Here is a 14,982-nt window from a genome sequence, read left to right on the forward strand (position 1 = left end):
CGATGCAGAGCGGGGACCGAAGGCCGATCGCGGCGCGTGAGACGGCGCCGGCCGCGCGCATCGCGGGCTGGCTGATCCGGCGTGGGGCCTCGCCGAATGGCATCTCGCTGGCGGGCATGGCGGCGGGGATCGGTGCCGGGCTGGCTCTGGCGGGCGTCGCCTGGTGGCCGGAGGCGGCGCGGGTGCTCTGGCTGCTGGCGGCGCTGTTGGTGCAGGCGCGGCTCGTCGCCAACCTGCTGGACGGCATGGTCGCGATCAGCCGCGGCATCGCCTCACCGGTGGGCGAGCTCTACAACGAGGTGCCGGACCGGGTTTCCGACACGGCCGTGCTGCTCGGGCTCGGCATCGCCGCCGACGGCGCCGCGGCGCTCGGCCTCGCCGCGGCGCTGGCGGCCATGGCGACGGCCTATGTGCGCGTCACCGCCCGCAGCGCCGGGGCGCCGAGCGATTTCGGCGGGCCGATGGCGAAGCAGCATCGCATGGCGGTGGTGACGGGGCTCGCCCTCTTCTGCGCCGTCACGCCGCTCGGCTGGCAGCGCATCGGCGAGACGCATCTGGCGGTCGTCGTGCTCGCTGGCATCACCTTGCTCTCGGCGTTGACGGCCTGGCTGCGCCTGCGTCGTGCCGCGCTCCGGCTCGCCGCATGAGCACGGCCTTCGCCCATCCCGTGACGGTCTGGATCGTCGGCGCGACGCTCGGCCTGCTGCTGCTGGCGGCAGCGGTGATCGGGCTGCTGAGCGCGACCGGGCGCGCTTCGCCCGCCTTGCAACGCGAGTTGTGGCTGCGCCTCGGCTCCTGGTGCATCCTGCTGCCGCTGATGCTGGGGCCGGTGCTGCTTGGGCGGGTCTGGACCATCGGCGCCGTCACCCTGCTCGGCCTCGCCTGCCTGCGCGAGTATGACCGGGCGACGGGGCTGTTCCGCGAATACCTGATCGTCGGCGTCGTCGTGCTCGGCATCCTGCTGGTCAACTTCGCGGCGCTCGACCATTGGTACGGCTTCTTCGTGGCGCTCTGGCCGCTGACGGTGGGCGTCATCGCCATCGCCTCGCTGCCGCTCGACCGGCCTTCGGGCTATGTGCAGCGGACGGCACTCGGCATCTTCGCCTTCATGCTGTTCGGCGCCGGGCTCGCGCATCTCGGCTACATGGCGAATGATCCGGGTTACCGGCCGATCGTGCTGCTGCTGCTGACGGCGGTGGCGCTGAACGACGTCGCCGCCTTCACCTTCGGCAAGCTGATCGGCGGGCGGAAGCTGCTGCCGGCGACCAGCCCGAACAAGACGCTCTCCGGTGCGCTCGGGGCGCTCGTCACCACCTCGGTCGTCGTCGCGCTGCTGGCGGGGGCGATTTTCGCCGATACGCCGATGGGGCATCCGGCGCTGCTGCTGCTCTTCGGCGCCATCGTCAGCATCGCCGGGCAGTGTGGCGACCTGATGCTGTCCTCCATCAAGCGCGACCTCGGCATCAAGGACATGGGCGTGCTGCTGCCGGGCCATGGCGGGGTGCTGGACCGGTTCAACAGCCTGCTGCTGGTGGCGCCGGCGGCCTTCCACTTCATCGGCTACTATGTGGGCTTCGGGCTGGCCGGGCCGACGCGCCTCATCACCGGTGGCGGCTGATGGAGTTCCGCCTCCGCCCGGCCCGCGATCTCGGCCTCGCTCCCGGTGAGCGGCTGCGGAGCCATGCGCGGGAGGCCGGGCTCGGCAGCCTGGCGCTGCGGTCGCTCTGGCGGGGTGGCGTCGGCGCCTATCTGCGGCTGGCGCATCGGCTGGAGGTGACAGGCCAGCAGAACCTGCCGGCGGAGCCGCCCTTCATCCTCATCGCCAATCATTGCAGCCATCTGGATACGCTGGCGCTCGGCAGCATCCTGCAGGGCGAGGCCGGGCGGCGGGCGCATGCGCTGGCGGCGGGGGATGTGTTCTTCCGCACCGGCGCCACCGCCCTGTTTGCCGCCTATGCGGTGAATGCGTTGCCGGTCTGGCGCAAGCGGACCCGCGCCGGGGAGATCGCCACGCTGCGCGAGCGGCTGGTGGAGGACCGGCTGGTCTACATCCTCTTCCCCGAGGGCACCCGCAGCCGCGACGGAGCGATGGCGCCCTTTCAGCCCGGCATCGGCACCCTGGTGGCGGGGTTGCCGGTGCCGGTGGTGCCTTGCCGGCTGGAGGGGTGCCATGCCGCCTGGCCCGCCGAGCGCCGCCTGCCGCGGCCGGGGAAGGTCAGGCTGGCGATCGGCCGGCCGCTCGACTTCGCCGGCTTGCCCAACGCACGGGCCGGATGGGTGGAGGCGGCTTCGGCCTGCGAGGCGGCGGTCAAGGCGCTCGGCTGACCAAGCGCCCGTAAAGTCGTGGCCCCACCAGCGCCGCCAGCGCCAGCAGCAGGATGGCCAGCGAGACCGGGCGGGTGAGGAAGGTGGTCCAGTCGCCCTCGCTGATGGTCAGGGCCTGGCGCATCGCCTGCTCCGCCATCGGCCCGAGGATCATACCGATGACCACCGGCGCCGTCGGGAAGTCGAAGCGCCGCATGAACATGCCGATGATTCCTATGACATAGAGCAGCACCAGGTCGGTCACGCTGTTGCTGATGCCGTAGGTGCCGATGGTCGCGAAGACCAGGATGCCGGCGTAGAGCTGCGGCTGGGGAATCTTCAGGATGCGCGCCCAGAGCCCGACCAGCGGCAGGTTCAGCACCACCAGCATGATGTTGGCGACATAGAGGCTGGCGATCAGCGTCCAGACCAGCGCGCCCTGCTGCTCGAAGAGCATCGGTCCCGGATTGATGCCGTAGCTCTGGAAGGCGCTCAGCATGATCGCCGCTGTCGCCGAGGTCGGCAGGCCAAGCGTCAGCATCGGCACGAGGATACCGGCCGCCGCCGCATTGTTCGCGGCTTCCGGCCCTGCCACGCCCTCGATGGCGCCGGTGGTGCCGAACTCCTTCGCATGCTCCGGCTTCACCAGCTTCCGCTCGGCGTAATAGCTGAGCATGGTCGGCATCTCGGTGCCGCCCGCCGGCATCACGCCGAAGGGGAAGCCGAGCAGCGAGCCGCGGAACCAGGGGCCGATGCTGCGCCGCCAGTCCTCGCGTGACATCATGATGCTGCCGACCTGGCGCACCTGCGGCGCCGCATTCGTATGGCGCCAGGCCAGGAACAGCGTCTCGCCGACGGCGAAGAGCGCGACGGCGACGAGGACCACGTTCACCCCGTCCAGCAGTTCCGGCACGCCGAGCGTCATGCGCGGCTGGCCGGTCTGCAGATCGATGCCGACGAGGCCGAGCAGCAGGCCGAAGAAGAGGCTCGTCAGCCCGCGCAGCGCCGAGCCGCCGAGCACCGCGGAGACGGTGACGAAGCAGAGCAGCATCAGCGAGAAATACTCGGCGGGCCCGAGCTTCAGCGCGAGATCCACGACGACCGGGCCGAGGAAGCTGATGCCCAGCGTGCCGATGGTGCCGGCGATGAAGCTGCCGATGGCGGCCGTCGCCAGCGCAGGCCCCGCGCGGCCGTTCCGCGCCATCTTGGCGCCCTCGAGCGCGGTGATGATGGAGCCGCTCTCGCCCGGCGTGTTCAGCAGGATCGAGGTGGTGGAGCCGCCATACATCGCGCCATAGAAGACGCCGCAGAACAGGATGAAGGCCCCCGTCGCCTCCACCTTGAAGGTGATCGGCAGCAGCAGCGCGATGGTCAGCGCCGGGCCGATGCCCGGCAGCACGCCGATCGCGGTGCCGAGGAAGCAGCCGAGCAGCGCCCAGCCGAGATTGCCGAGCGTCAGCGCATGGGAGAAGCCGAGCTGGAGGCCGGCGATGGACTCCATCATCACATCACGTCCCGGCCGAGGGCACGCAGCACAAGCCCTTCGAGAACGCCCGCGCCGATATTCACACCCAGCACCTCGACGAAGAGGAACCAGACCAGCAGGGTCAGCACCAGCGCCAGCACCAGGTCCCGCAGCAGATGGCGGGAGCCGAAAGCGGCGGCCACCAGCACGAATTGCACGCTGGCGGCGATGGAGAAGCCAAACGGCCCGATCAGCACCAGATTGGCCGCGAGCCCCGCCAGCAGCAGGCCGAGCGAGCGCCAATTGGTCGGCGGCGCCTCCCGCACCTCCTCCAGATCATCCGACCAGCCGCCGCGCAGCGCGCTGGCAACCAGCCCGGCGCCGAGCGCCAGCAGCCCGGCCCCGACCGCGAAGGGCACCGCCTTCGGTCCGACCTGGGCATAGATCGGCGAGGTGGGGATGATCGCGGCCTGCCAGAGCGCCAGCGCGCCCAGCAGCAGGACGAAGCCCCCGACCGCGAGGTCGGGTCCGGTGCCGGGCCGGGTCACGCGAGCCCGATCTCCTTCAGCACCGCCTCGGTCTTCTGCACGTCCTCGGTGAGGAAGGCGCTGAAGGCATCGCCGGTCAGGAAGGCATCGTCCCAGTCCCGGGTCTTCAGCATCTCCTTCCAGGCCGGCAGGTCGTGCAGTTCCGTGATCAGCGCCACCAGCTTGTCGCGCGCATCGGGGCGGATGCCAGGGGGCGCGAAGACGCCGCGCCAATTGGTCATCACCACATCGATGCCGCTTTCCTTCAGCGTCGGAATGGCAGGGTCGCTGCGCGTCTCGCCGGTGGTCGCCAGCGCCCGCATGCGGCCGGACTTGATCTGCTCGGCGAATTCCGAAAGGCCGGAGATGCCCGCCTTCACCTGCGCCCCGAGGATCGCCGCCTGGGCCGGCCCGCCGCCGGCGAAGGCGACATAGGACCCCTCCTTCGCCGAACGCCCGAGCGCCTTCAGGATCAGCCCGAGGGTGATGTGGTCCGTCCCGCCGGCTGAGCCGCCGGCGATGGAAGTGCCGCCCGGATTGGCCTTCAGCGCATCGAGCAGCCCCTTCAGGTCCTTGATCTCGGAACTCGCTGGGACGACGACGACGCCCGCTTCCTCGGTCATCCGGGCGATCGGCGTGACATCCTTCAGCCCGACCGGCGTCTTGTTGGTCAGCGTCGCGCCGACCATGATCGAGCCCGCGACCATCAGCGCATCCGGCCGGCCGCGCCGCTGGCCGACGAAGCGCGGCAGCCCCACCGAGCCGCCGGCACCGCCCACATTCTCGAATTGGAAGCTGCCGACCAAGCTGCCCTGCCGGGCCACCTGCTCGATCGCCCGGCCGAGCCCGTCCCAGCCCCCGCCCGGCCCGGCGGGGATGAACATATAGAGGCTCGCCAGGCGCTGCTGCGCCCGGGCCTCGCCGATCCGGGAAGCGGCGAGCAGGCCGGCGGCGGCGGCCAGCAGGTGACGGCGTCCGGGCATCGGGTCCTCCCCAGGGGATTTCCCGCGTCTCTAGCCCCGGACCACCGCCCCGTCCATCGCGCCGCCGCTAACCCTGAATGCTGCGCGCCAATTCCGGCATGCCGCCGATCGAGAGGAGATGCGCGTAGATCACTTCCAGCCAGCCGCGGTCGCGCAACTCGGCCAGCTGCTCCGGCGCCAGGGCGGCGAGCGCCGGCCGGTCCACCGCGAAGAAGCCGTCGACGCGGAGCGGCTTGCCATGATGCTCGAACTGCACCACCGATGATTTCAGCAGCCCGAGCTCGGCCAGGCGGAGCGTCATGGTCCGGGTGCGGAGCATCGCCTCCTCGACCGATTTGGTGAAGGCGAAGGCGCGCTCGAGCTGCGGCGCCGGCTTGCCGTCCTCGGCAAACAGCGGCTCGCCGGTCGTCTCGCTCACCTGCGGCGCGGAGGGGTCGATGCAGAGCGCCAGTTCCTCGGAGTCCGGCGCCACGCGCAGCAGGAAGAAGGGGAAGCGGCGCAGATAGGCCGGGACATAGGCCCCCGCCTTCCAGGCCCCGCCGGCATCGACATAGAGGTTGGTCCCGGCGGACAGGCCGGTGATCACCACCGGCATATGCGGCGCGGTCGCCGCGAAGACGATCGGCAGGCTGCGGGCGGCGACGGTGAATTCCTCAGCCGCCAGCGGGATGGCGCTGGCCCCGGCGGCGAAGCCATAGCCGGCATCATGGAGCCGAAGGGCGGCGTGGCGCTCGGCGGTCAGCCCCTCCAGCGCGCGATAGAGCGGGGGCAGGCTCGGCGCGCTCTGGGCGGCACCATTCACCACGCCATGGGACACTGCAATCTCGGACATGTGATCGGCTCCTTCGCCGAGGGCTTGTGACTCGCTCCCTAAGGCTTTCGCAAGCACTCATGCGCAACATCCCCTTCCGTTCCGCCCACGGGTGGAAAGCTGTTGCGTCCAGTTCGGGCCGCAGCCGAAACTTCAGCCCCGAGGCGAGGGAGGACAGGCATAGATCGACCGGAAGGGGATGGGTGGCTCGGACGCAGGCTGCTGGTCCTCCGTGTCGCCACCCTCGGCCTCGCCGCGGCGGGCACCGAGGCCGGGGCCGCGAGCCTCACCCCCGCCCCTGCCGCACCCGGCGGCGCCGAGCCGGTCAGGACGGATAACGACCCCTATGATGCCCCGGGCTATGGCCGCCGCGGCTATGGCGGCGGTGGCGGCCGGACCGATAATGATCCGCGCGATTCCGCCGGCTATGGCCGCGGCGGCTATGGCTATGCCCCGCCGGCCCGCCGCAGCGTCACTGACAACGACCCGAGCGATGCCGAAGGGCGCGGCCGCGGCTATGCCCCGCCCCGCCGCAGCGTGACCGACAACGACCCGCGCGATGCGGAGGGCCGCGGCCGGGGCTGGCGGTGACCCTCGCCGCCACCGCGCTCGGCCTCGCCTTCCCCGGCCTTGGCCTGGCGGAGGTGCTGGCGCTGCGCGAGGACACCGGCTGGCGCCATTGGCCCGCCACCGCGCCCGACCGCTTCGCGGATCTGCTCTCGGTCCCGGTGCTGGATGCGCTGCTCGCCACCGACCTCGCCCGCGCGCCGCGGGTCAGCATGGCCGATGCCGGGCGCGCGGGCGGGGCCGGCGTGCCGGAGGCGGAATTCTGCCTGCCCGATGGCCGGGTCGATCCGCTGCGGCTGCTGGCCCGGTTCGATGCCGGCGCCACCCTCGTCGTTTCCCAGATGCAGGAGGCGCATGCGCCGCTGGCCGGCTTCTGCCGCGGGCTGGAACGGGTCTTCCTGCATCCGGTCCAGGCCAATGTCTATCTGACCCCGCCGGGCGCCCAGGGCTTCCGCCGCCACTACGATACGCATGACGTGCTGGTCCTGCAGGTGGAAGGCGAGAAAGCCTGGCGCGTCTGGCCCGGCCAGCCCCTGCCCCATCCCACACGCCATACCCCCTGGACCGGCGCGACGGAGCCGGAGGGCGAGCCTGCGACCCTGACCCTTCGCCCCGGCGCCGCGCTCTATCTGCCGCGCGGCACGCTGCATGAGGCCCGGGGCGGCGAGGCCGCCGCCTCGCTCCACCTCACCATCGGCCTGCTCGAACCCTGCTGGGCCGAGGCGCTGCGCCTCCTGCTCGATGAGATGGAGGCGACGGAACCGGCGCTGCGCGCCCCCTTCCCAAGCTGGCGCCTGACCGAGCCCGAGGCGCGGCCGGCCCTGCTGGCTGGGCTGCGGGGACAGCTGGCCGGCCTCGGCGGGGAGGCGGCGTTCGACCAGCTCTCCCTCGCCCTGCTGGACGGGCTGGCGGCCCAGCGCATGCCCCTGCCGGCGCGCGGCCTGCTAAGCCCGGTGCCCGGGCCGGAGACCCGGCTCCGCCTCACCGACCGCATGCTGCACCATGTCGCCGCCCTGCCGGAGGGCAGGGCGGAGCTGCGCTGGGCCGGCGGCCGGATGCCGTTCGGGCCACGGGAGCTGGGCTGGCTGGAACGTTTGGCGGAAGGAAGCTCGGCCGCCGCCCTTGGCGAGGATGCGCTGCCGCTATGCCGGACCCTGGCCGCGGCCGGGTTGCTGGAGATCCTGTAGCCCGATCGCACCCACCAGGGCTGCGGCGGGAAGGAATGGCACAGGGTGCCGAGAGGGGCGCCGCCCCTCTCGGGCTCGCCCCGCCAAAGGCCGAAAGGCCTTTGGAAACCAAATGTTTAACTCAGGGCCTCCAAGGGCCTTTCGGCCCTGGTGGGGGGAGTGAGGGGGCAACGCCCCCTCGCCCCTTCTCAGGCCGCCGCGTCCTGCGACAGCTCGGCGAAGAACTCGGCGAAATCCTGCTGCTGCCGGCGCAGCTCCCGCGCCAGGGGCGCATGCACCGGCCGGCGGCCATGCTTCGGGTCCATCTCCAGCAAGCCGTTCGGGCAGTAGCGGTCGTCGTCCCAGCCCGGATGGCTCAGCACGGGGTAGAGGCAGATGCCCTCCACCGGCACGCCGGCGCGGATTGCCTCGCGCACCTCATCGGCGACATAGCGCAGCCAGAGCGCGCGGCGGTCGCCCTCGATGCTGGTCTCGGCGACGAAGATCGGGCGCTTGAAGTGATCGTGCACCTTGGCCAGCAGCACGCGCAGCGGCACCCAGCGCTCGTCGAAGACCGAGAGCGGGGCGGCGTCGCGGCCTTCATGCAGCCACCACTGGTTGTTCCAGTAGAAATTCACCCCGATGGCGTCGAGCACGTCCTCGCTGCCGCCCAGCTCCGGCTCCTGCCGGCCGAGCAGCATGTCCCAGGCCTCCCACATGCCGGCATTGCGCGCCTCGGAGGGGGCAACATCCACTTCGACATGCGGGCGGCCGACGGTGTTGATCAGCGGCTCCACCGCGAAGACGCGGGTGCCGGGCACCGCCTGGCGCATGGCCCGCGTCCCGGCGAGCGTCGCGGCGACGGCCTGGCGCTTCACCTCCGGCCCGCGGCCGCGGGTGCAGGGGTTGAAATGGCCGGTCTCGCCGCCCGCCCAGGCAAGGAAGGAGATCTCGTTCAGCGGACAGACGGTCGGCGCCTGCCCGGTCTCGGACCGCGCCAGCTCGGCGAAGCGGGTGGCGAATTCGGCGAAGCGCGGCGCGAAATCCGCCGAGAAGAAGTCCAGCCAGTCCGGCCAGCCGTAATGACACAGGTCCCAGACCACCTGCGTGCCGGTCCGGACCGAGGCCTGCAGCATGGGCTGCACCGCCGACCAGTCGTACTGGCCGGGGCCGGCGGCCTGCACCAGGTGCCAGCGCACCCCGTCCCGCACCGCGCGGATGCCGTGTTCCGCGACCTGCCGGTAATCCTCCTCGGCAAGGAGGTCGTGCCGCGTCGCCGCGATGAGGTCGAGCCGACGCCCATCATTGCGGCGATGCGTCGAACACTCGAAGCCGCCGAGGAAGAAGCTGCGGAACAGGCTGGGTCGGAAGGTCACGGTCGCTCCTGTTGCAGTGGTCAGTGCGGCGCCGCGGCCACCAGGCCGCGCAGGCGGGTGGCATCCGCGGCGCTCGCGGCCGGGGCCTGGTTGCCCCAGCTGTTGCGGATATAGGTGACCACATCGGCCACCTGCTGGTCGTTCAGCCGCCAGCCGAAGGCCGGCATGCCGGGGCTGGTCGGCGCACCGTCCGTCGCCACGCTGCGGACGCCGCTGATGATGATGCGCATCAAGGTGTCGGTGCCCGGCTGCTGCACGACCTGGCTGCCGGCGAGGATGGGGAAGATACCCTCGACACCCTGGCCGTCGCGCCGGTGGCAGGCCATGCAATTGTCGACGTACAGCGCCTCGCCCGTCCGCATCGCCGGATCGGAGGTCGCCAGCGCGGCCGGCGGCGTCGGGGCCGCGGCGGGCAGGTCCTTCAGATAGACGGCGATGGCGCGCAAATCGGCCTCGTTCATCAGGCTGGTGGAATAGCCGACCACCTCCGCCATCGGCCCGCTGGCGCGGCTGCGCGCATTGGCCCCGGTGCGGAGATAGGCGACGATATCTTCCACGGACCAGTTGCCCACTCCTTGACGGGCATCATTGGTGAGGTTGGGCGCGAACCAGCCCTGCAGCGGCCCGCCTTGCCAGGCGGCGCTGCTGTCGCCGCCGAGCGCATTGCGCGCGGTATGGCAGGCGCTGCAATGGCCGAGACCCTCGACCAGATAGGCGCCGCGATTCCATTCGGCCGAGCGGTCGGCGCGCGGCTCGTAATATCCCGGCGAGAAGAACAGCAGGTTCCAGCCCCGCATCACCGTGCGGACGGAAAAGGGAAAGGGCAGCGTGTCGCGATCGACGGTATTGCGGACCGCGGGCAGGGTGCGGAGGAAGGCGAAGATCGCATCCGTGTCCTCCCGCGTGACCTTGGTGTACCAGGGATAGGGAAAGGCCGGATAGAGCCGGTCGCCATTCGGCCGCACGCCCTCATGCATGGCGCGGGCGAAATCCGCCTCGGACCACTGGCCGATGCCGGTGTCGGAATCGGGTGTCAGGTTGGGCGCGTTGATCAGGCCGAAGGGCGTCTCGATCCCGCGCCCGCCGGCATACTGGCCGTTCGGGCCGGTATGGCAGGCGATGCAATCGCCGACGGTGGCGAGGTAGCGGCCGCGCAGAATCTTCGTGATGTCGGCGCTGTCCGCCATGGCGCGCGGCGCCGCGAGCAGGAGCGCGAGGAGAAGCAGCGCGCGCATCATGCATCCACCAGCCGGCCGGGGTTCTTCAGGTAGCGGTCGCGGATCGCCTCCACCGCCCAATAGGCCAGCGCGCCCACCGTGCCGGTCGGGTTGTAGCCGGCATTCTGCGGGAAGAGCGAAGCGCCGGAGACGAAGACATTGGGCACGTCCCAGCTCTGCGTGTAGCGGTTGACGACGCTGGTCTTCGGGTCGTTGCCCATCACCGTGCCGCCGGTATTGTGCGTAGTCTGGTAGGGCACCACCGAATAGGGGCCCTGCCGGTAGCCGACCTGCATGCTCTTCGCACCCATCGCGCGGGCGATCTCCACCGCGCGGTCGGTGCAGTAGCGCGACATCTTCAGCTCGTTCTCGTGGAAGTCGAAGGTGAGCCGCATCAGCGGCAGGCCAAACTGGTCCTTGTAGGTGGGGTCGAGATCGAGATAGCTGCCCCGGTAGCTCATCACGCTGCCATGGGTGCCGACATTGGCGGTGCGGTTGTAGCTCTCGGCCGTCACCTTCTTCCATTGCGCGCCCCAGCGCGGCGTGCCGGGCGGCGTCGGCCGCGCGGTGATCGGCCGCGCATTGGTCGCATAGCCGGCGAGATAGGCGCCGCCGACGAAGCCATGCGGCGCGTGGTCGAAATTATCGCCGTTGAAGTCGTCGATGATCATCCCGTGCGCGCCGGCGCCGGCCCAGAGATTCATCTCGACATTGTCGAAGAAGCCATTGACGCCCGTGGTGATCTGATAGGCATAGTTGCGGCCGACCACGCCCTCATTCCGCACGGGGTCGTAGGGCTGGCCGATGCCCGAGAGCAGCAGCAGCCGCGTGTTGAACAGGCCATAGGCGCAGACCAGCACCAGCTCCGCCGGCTGTTCCCATTCCTGGCCCTGGAGATCGACATAGGTGACGCCGGTGGCGCGCTTGCGGTCGGGCGTCAGGTTGATCTTCGTCACCTGGCAATCGGTCCGCCCCTCGAAGCCGGGATGGCGGATGAGCGCCGGCAGCACGCAGCTCTGCGGCGAGGACTTGCTGTAGTTGCCGCAGCCGAAGCGCTCGCAGAAGCCGCAATAGGTGCAGGGCGCGAGGCGCATGCCATAAGGGTTGGTATAGGCCTGCGACATATTGGCCGAGGGGCAGGGAAAGGGGTGGAAGCCCAGCTCGGCCGCGGCCTTGGCGAACATGCCGGGCGCCTGGCCCTGGCGCATCGGCGGCGTCGGGTAGTCGCGCTGGCGCGCGCCCTCGAAGGGATTGCCGCCCTCCTGCCGCTCGCCCTTCAGGTTGCCGGCCTTGCCGGAGATGCCGCAGACATATTCGAAGCGGTCGTAATAAGGCTCCATCTCCTCATAGGACATGGGCCAGTCCTGGATGGTGTTGTCGGGCGGCAGGAAGCCCTCGCCATAGCGCTCGATCAGGTGGCTGCGGGCGCGGAAATCGGTCGGCAGGAAGCGCCAGGTCTGGCCGTTCCAATGCACGCCCGACCCGCCGACGCCATTGCCGAGGAGGAAGCTGCCGAAGCGGCGGATCGGCAGCGCGGTCTGCTCCAGGCTGTTGCGGAAGGTCAGCGTCTCCTGTGCCGGGCGCAGGAAGATGTCCTGGCGGATGGAGTTGCGCAGCTCGTCCGGCGCCACATTGGGCGGGAAGTCGGTCGGCGTGTCGCGCCAGGGCCCGCGCTCGATCGCCACCACATCGAGACCGGCGCGGCAGAGCTCCAGCGCCATGATCGAGCCGGTCCAGCCGAGGCCGATGACGACGACATCCTTCGCGGGCAGGCGTCTCATCGCATCCACTCCGGCCGGCCCGTCAAGGCGACGGGGGGCAGTGTATATTTCTGGTTCGGGGCCGCGATCACCTCGCGGTAGTCGTAGCGGGTGCCGGGGAAGCCGAGCAGCCGCCAGCCGCACATGTCCTTGTTGCCGCCATAGATCGGGTCGGCGAAGAAGCCCTCGGTCATGTTGTTCAGCAGCTGCTCGAAGAAGCCGCGGAGGTCGGCGCCGGGATCCTTCGCCTCCCCCTTCTCCATCGCCGTCAGCACCTCGTCCTGCTGCTGCGGCGTCAGCGCCTCGAACCGCCGGCCGCCATAGCGGCCGGTGCAGTAGCTGGTCAGCGCCCCTAGGCCCTTGCGATACTGCACCGCCGGCGGGTCCTCATCCTGCAGGCCCTGGGACGGGGTGCCGCGGGCGAAGGGCGGGCGCATATAGAGCCAGGCGCTGGTGCCATAGGGCCCGGCGAGCTGGCGGTCGATGAAGACCGCGCAGCCAGCCTCCTTCCCCCCGGGGCCGAGCTCATCGGCCGGGATCACCCGGTCGGCGATCGCCTCGACCGTCGCCGCTTCCCCGGCGGTGAAGAAGACCCAGGGGCCGGGCACCACCCGCTCGGGCGGGTAGGCCTCGTTCGGGCTCCAGGGCAGGGCTTCCTTGAGGGTGCGGGCGGTGGCCGGGATGGCCAGGCCAAAGAGGGCAGAGGCGGCCAGAAGCCGTCGTCTCGTGCTGGGCATGCGCGGTCACCCCGGAAACCGCTGCCCTCAATGCGTGACTAGCGCCGGCGTTCCCTTAGCCGAGCAGACGTCCGATGACCCGGGCGGTGTAGTCGACAACCGGGATGACACGTCCGTAATTGATGCGGCTCGGCCCGATGACGCCGATGGCGCCTACGATCTTCTCCTGACCATTGCGGAAGGGGGCCACCACCATCGAGAGCCCGGCGCTGTCGAACAGCCCGCTTTCGGCCCCGATGAAAATTTGCACACCTTCGCCGCGCTGGGCGAGGTCCAGCAGCCGCAGTACGGTTTCCTGCGCTTCCAGCCGCTCGAACAGCGCCTGGATCTCCGCCAGCCGCGCCGCCTGGTCGAGATGCTGGAGCAGCTTGGCCTGGCCGCGGATGATGAGGCTGCCGCCGCCGCCGCCCGCCCAGGTGGCGAGCCCGGCCTCCACCACCTGGTTGGTCAGGGCATCGAGGGCGGTGCGGTTGGCGGCGATCTCCTCGGAGACGCGGCTCCGCGCATCATCCAGCGACCGGCCGGCGAGGCGGGCATTCAGGTAGTTGCTGGCCTGCATCAGGGCCGAGGGCGGCAGGCCGGGCGGGACATCGATGACCCGGTTCTCCACCCGCCCATCGGCGGTGACCAGCACCACCAGCGCCCGGCCGGGGCCGAGGCCGACGAATTCGATATGCCGCACCGTGCCTTCCGACTTGGGCGCGACGACAAGGCCGGCGGCGCCGGCGAGGCCGGAGAGCATCTGCCCGGCCTCGGCCAGCGTCTCCTGCATCGAGCGGCCGGAGGCGGCGCAGCGGGCGGCGATCTCGCTCCGCTCCTCCTCGCCCAGGTCGCCGAATTCCAGCAGCCCATCGACGAAGAGGCGCAGCCCCCGCTCGGTCGGCAGGCGGCCGGCCGAGGTATGGGGGGCGTAGAGCAGCCCGGCTTCCTCGAGATCCGCCATGACGTTGCGGATCGACGCGGGCGAGAGGCCGAGGGGCAGGCGGCGCGAGAGGGTGCGCGAGCCGACGGGTTCGCCGGTGGTGACGTAGAGTTCGACCAGTTCCCGCAGGATGGTCGCGCTGCGGGTATCGAGGCCGGCGAAGGAGGCACCCGCCGCCGCGCCCGGCGGCAGTTTCGGCGGATACATCAACGGCGTGAGCCCTTGCACATACTGAGAACAAGGTAGGGACCGGGGGAGGCCGCCGTCAATGCGCGCCGCATCACGCTGGCTCCATCCACCTTGGAATCCTGGCCCTGCCGCCGGCGATGCGGTGCATGGAGCGGAGCAGACGGAAGAGGCGGGCGGGCGGGAACCAGAGGCGCTTCAGCATGGAGTCGGCGAAGGCCAGATGGATGGGACGGTAGATTTCGGACAAATCCGGATCGGGGAGGACTTGCGAGGGCGCGGGCAGGGCGGAGAAGAGCTTCAGGCGCCTCGCCAGCACGATCGAGCGCAGGCTGCCCATGATGCGGATGGCGCGACGGAAGGCGCAGCAGAGGCGGTGGGCGAGGCTGGCCAGCGCCTCGCGCTTGAGCGCCAGCTCGACCAGCAGCCGGGCCCAGAGCCCCTGCCTGGCCCAGCGTCGATAGCTCCGGCTGACGGTGTCGGGCTTGCCGAACTCCTCCGGCAGCATTCGCCAGGGTGCGCGACCGCCGCGATGCTTGGTGGTGGCCCAGCGGAAGATGGCATCCAGGCGCTCGCGCGGCGTGCAGTCGAGCGGGCGCCCGCGGTCATGCAGGCCACAGCCCATGCCGGCCAGCACCGGCTCCAGCGCGGCCCACTCATTGTCGGTCATCGGCGCCCAGGGCCGGGGCGGGGTCAGTCCGGTGATCGGGTCGAGGCAGAGCCGGCGCAGCAGGTCGTGCCGGACCACGAAGTCCTTGGGGATGATGCCGGCGGGGATGGGGTCGGCGCGGCGGCGCCTGCGGCGGCGGAGGAGCATGGGGGCGGGCTCCGGTTGCAGGACCGGAACATAACTGGAACGCAGCGAAAAAGCAAGCCTTTGCCAGACCCGGTGTGGGCCTGGCGCCTGGGGACTGAGGAGCCCGCTTCAGAAGGAGTTCGGAATAGCCGGGAGGGGCGGCGG

The 14,982-nt window shown here is 70.7% G+C and carries 15 protein-coding genes; 5 read left to right on the forward strand and 10 right to left on the reverse strand.

Annotation, left to right across the window (positions count from 1 at the left end):
- The first annotated feature begins 2 nt into the window (after positions 1 to 2).
- From JMJ55_RS08950 to JMJ55_RS08960, 3 genes are read left to right on the forward strand one after another with little or no spacing between them, the layout of a single operon-like run.
- A complete protein-coding gene (locus tag JMJ55_RS08950) occupies positions 3 to 647 on the forward strand; it encodes a CDP-alcohol phosphatidyltransferase family protein (RefSeq protein ID WP_202825187.1) in 645 nt (214 codons plus the stop codon).
- The gene (locus JMJ55_RS08955) at positions 644 to 1,618 is read left to right on the forward strand and encodes a phosphatidate cytidylyltransferase (protein ID WP_202825188.1); all 975 of its coding nucleotides are present in this window, start codon (positions 644 to 646) and stop codon (positions 1,616 to 1,618) included. The genes JMJ55_RS08950 and JMJ55_RS08955 overlap by 4 nt, the downstream gene beginning before the upstream one ends.
- Positions 1,618 to 2,325, forward strand: coding sequence for a lysophospholipid acyltransferase family protein (locus JMJ55_RS08960; protein ID WP_202825189.1), 708 nt, complete (start codon positions 1,618 to 1,620; stop codon positions 2,323 to 2,325). Before JMJ55_RS08955 ends, JMJ55_RS08960 begins: the two co-directional genes overlap by 1 nt.
- Here JMJ55_RS08960 and JMJ55_RS08965 read toward each other — a convergent pair.
- From JMJ55_RS08965 to JMJ55_RS08980, 4 genes are all read right to left on the reverse strand, one after another.
- Complete coding sequence (locus JMJ55_RS08965) at positions 2,309 to 3,808, reverse strand: tripartite tricarboxylate transporter permease (RefSeq protein WP_456237069.1); 1,500 nt, start codon at positions 3,806 to 3,808, stop codon at positions 2,309 to 2,311. The genes JMJ55_RS08960 and JMJ55_RS08965 overlap by 17 nt on opposite strands.
- Positions 3,808 to 4,317, reverse strand: a complete 510-nt coding sequence (locus JMJ55_RS08970; RefSeq protein ID WP_202825190.1) for a tripartite tricarboxylate transporter TctB family protein — start codon at positions 4,315 to 4,317, stop codon at positions 3,808 to 3,810. The genes JMJ55_RS08965 and JMJ55_RS08970 overlap by 1 nt, the downstream gene beginning before the upstream one ends.
- Positions 4,314 to 5,279, reverse strand: coding sequence for a Bug family tripartite tricarboxylate transporter substrate binding protein (locus tag JMJ55_RS08975; protein WP_202825191.1), 966 nt, complete (start codon positions 5,277 to 5,279; stop codon positions 4,314 to 4,316). Before JMJ55_RS08975 ends, JMJ55_RS08970 begins: the two co-directional genes overlap by 4 nt.
- Before the next feature lie 67 nt (positions 5,280 to 5,346).
- Positions 5,347 to 6,111: a SapC family protein gene (locus JMJ55_RS08980; RefSeq protein WP_202825192.1), complete on the reverse strand. Its 765-nt coding sequence runs from the start codon at positions 6,109 to 6,111 to the stop codon at positions 5,347 to 5,349.
- A gap of 102 nt (positions 6,112 to 6,213) precedes the next feature.
- Between JMJ55_RS08980 and JMJ55_RS08985 the strand changes: the two genes are divergently transcribed.
- On the forward strand, positions 6,214 to 6,681 hold the full coding sequence (locus JMJ55_RS08985) for a hypothetical protein (RefSeq protein ID WP_202825193.1): 468 nt from the start codon (positions 6,214 to 6,216) through the stop codon (positions 6,679 to 6,681).
- Entirely contained in the window at positions 6,678 to 7,844 is a 1,167-nt protein-coding gene (locus JMJ55_RS08990) for a JmjC domain-containing protein (RefSeq protein ID WP_202825194.1), read from the forward strand. The genes JMJ55_RS08985 and JMJ55_RS08990 overlap by 4 nt, the downstream gene beginning before the upstream one ends.
- Positions 7,845 to 8,032: 188 nt before the next feature.
- Here the strand turns inward: JMJ55_RS08990 and JMJ55_RS08995 are convergent, their stop codons facing one another.
- The 6 genes from JMJ55_RS08995 to JMJ55_RS09020 form a co-directional block, all read right to left on the reverse strand.
- Positions 8,033 to 9,199 (reverse strand): beta-glucosidase, encoded by a 1,167-nt coding sequence (locus tag JMJ55_RS08995; RefSeq protein WP_202825195.1) that lies wholly within the window; start codon positions 9,197 to 9,199, stop codon positions 8,033 to 8,035.
- 20 nt (positions 9,200 to 9,219) lie between these two features.
- Complete coding sequence (locus JMJ55_RS09000) at positions 9,220 to 10,437, reverse strand: c-type cytochrome (protein ID WP_236033539.1); 1,218 nt, start codon at positions 10,435 to 10,437, stop codon at positions 9,220 to 9,222.
- Positions 10,434 to 12,197, reverse strand: a complete 1,764-nt coding sequence (locus JMJ55_RS09005; protein WP_202825196.1) for a GMC family oxidoreductase — start codon at positions 12,195 to 12,197, stop codon at positions 10,434 to 10,436. The genes JMJ55_RS09000 and JMJ55_RS09005 overlap by 4 nt, the downstream gene beginning before the upstream one ends.
- A complete protein-coding gene (locus JMJ55_RS09010; RefSeq protein WP_202825197.1) occupies positions 12,194 to 12,913 on the reverse strand; it encodes a gluconate 2-dehydrogenase subunit 3 family protein in 720 nt (239 codons plus the stop codon). The genes JMJ55_RS09005 and JMJ55_RS09010 overlap by 4 nt, the downstream gene beginning before the upstream one ends.
- A 55-nt stretch (positions 12,914 to 12,968) precedes the next feature.
- Entirely contained in the window at positions 12,969 to 14,042 is a 1,074-nt protein-coding gene (gene hrcA / locus JMJ55_RS09015; RefSeq protein WP_202825198.1) for a heat-inducible transcriptional repressor HrcA, read from the reverse strand.
- A gap of 73 nt (positions 14,043 to 14,115) precedes the next feature.
- Positions 14,116 to 14,838, reverse strand: coding sequence for a transposase (locus JMJ55_RS09020; RefSeq protein WP_328702596.1), 723 nt, complete (start codon positions 14,836 to 14,838; stop codon positions 14,116 to 14,118).
- Between the last annotated feature and the right edge of the window lie 144 nt (positions 14,839 to 14,982).

The organism is Belnapia mucosa (assembly GCF_016775475.1).
GTDB lineage: Bacteria > Pseudomonadota > Alphaproteobacteria > Acetobacterales > Acetobacteraceae > Belnapia > Belnapia mucosa.

Bases quoted from the DNA above. Each gene is read 5' to 3' on its own strand.
- JMJ55_RS08950 (WP_202825187.1), top strand. From the start codon at position 3: ATGCAGAGCGGGGACCGAAGGCCGATCGCGGCGCGTGAGACGGCGCCG.
- JMJ55_RS08955 (WP_202825188.1), top strand. From the start codon at position 644: ATGAGCACGGCCTTCGCCCATCCCGTGACGGTCTGGATCGTCGGCGCG.
- JMJ55_RS08960 (WP_202825189.1), top strand. From the start codon at position 1,618: ATGGAGTTCCGCCTCCGCCCGGCCCGCGATCTCGGCCTCGCTCCCGGT.
- JMJ55_RS08965 (WP_456237069.1), bottom strand. From the start codon at position 3,808: ATGATGGAGTCCATCGCCGGCCTCCAGCTCGGCTTCTCCCATGCGCTG.
- JMJ55_RS08975 (WP_202825191.1), bottom strand. From the start codon at position 5,279: ATGCCCGGACGCCGTCACCTGCTGGCCGCCGCCGCCGGCCTGCTCGCC.
- JMJ55_RS08980 (WP_202825192.1), bottom strand. From the start codon at position 6,111: ATGTCCGAGATTGCAGTGTCCCATGGCGTGGTGAATGGTGCCGCCCAG.
- JMJ55_RS09000 (WP_236033539.1), bottom strand. From the start codon at position 10,437: ATGATGCGCGCGCTGCTTCTCCTCGCGCTCCTGCTCGCGGCGCCGCGC.
- JMJ55_RS09005 (WP_202825196.1), bottom strand. From the start codon at position 12,197: ATGAGACGCCTGCCCGCGAAGGATGTCGTCGTCATCGGCCTCGGCTGG.
- JMJ55_RS09010 (WP_202825197.1), bottom strand. From the start codon at position 12,913: ATGCCCAGCACGAGACGACGGCTTCTGGCCGCCTCTGCCCTCTTTGGC.
- hrcA (WP_202825198.1), bottom strand. From the start codon at position 14,042: ATGTATCCGCCGAAACTGCCGCCGGGCGCGGCGGCGGGTGCCTCCTTC.
- JMJ55_RS09020 (WP_328702596.1), bottom strand. From the start codon at position 14,838: ATGCTCCTCCGCCGCCGCAGGCGCCGCCGCGCCGACCCCATCCCCGCC.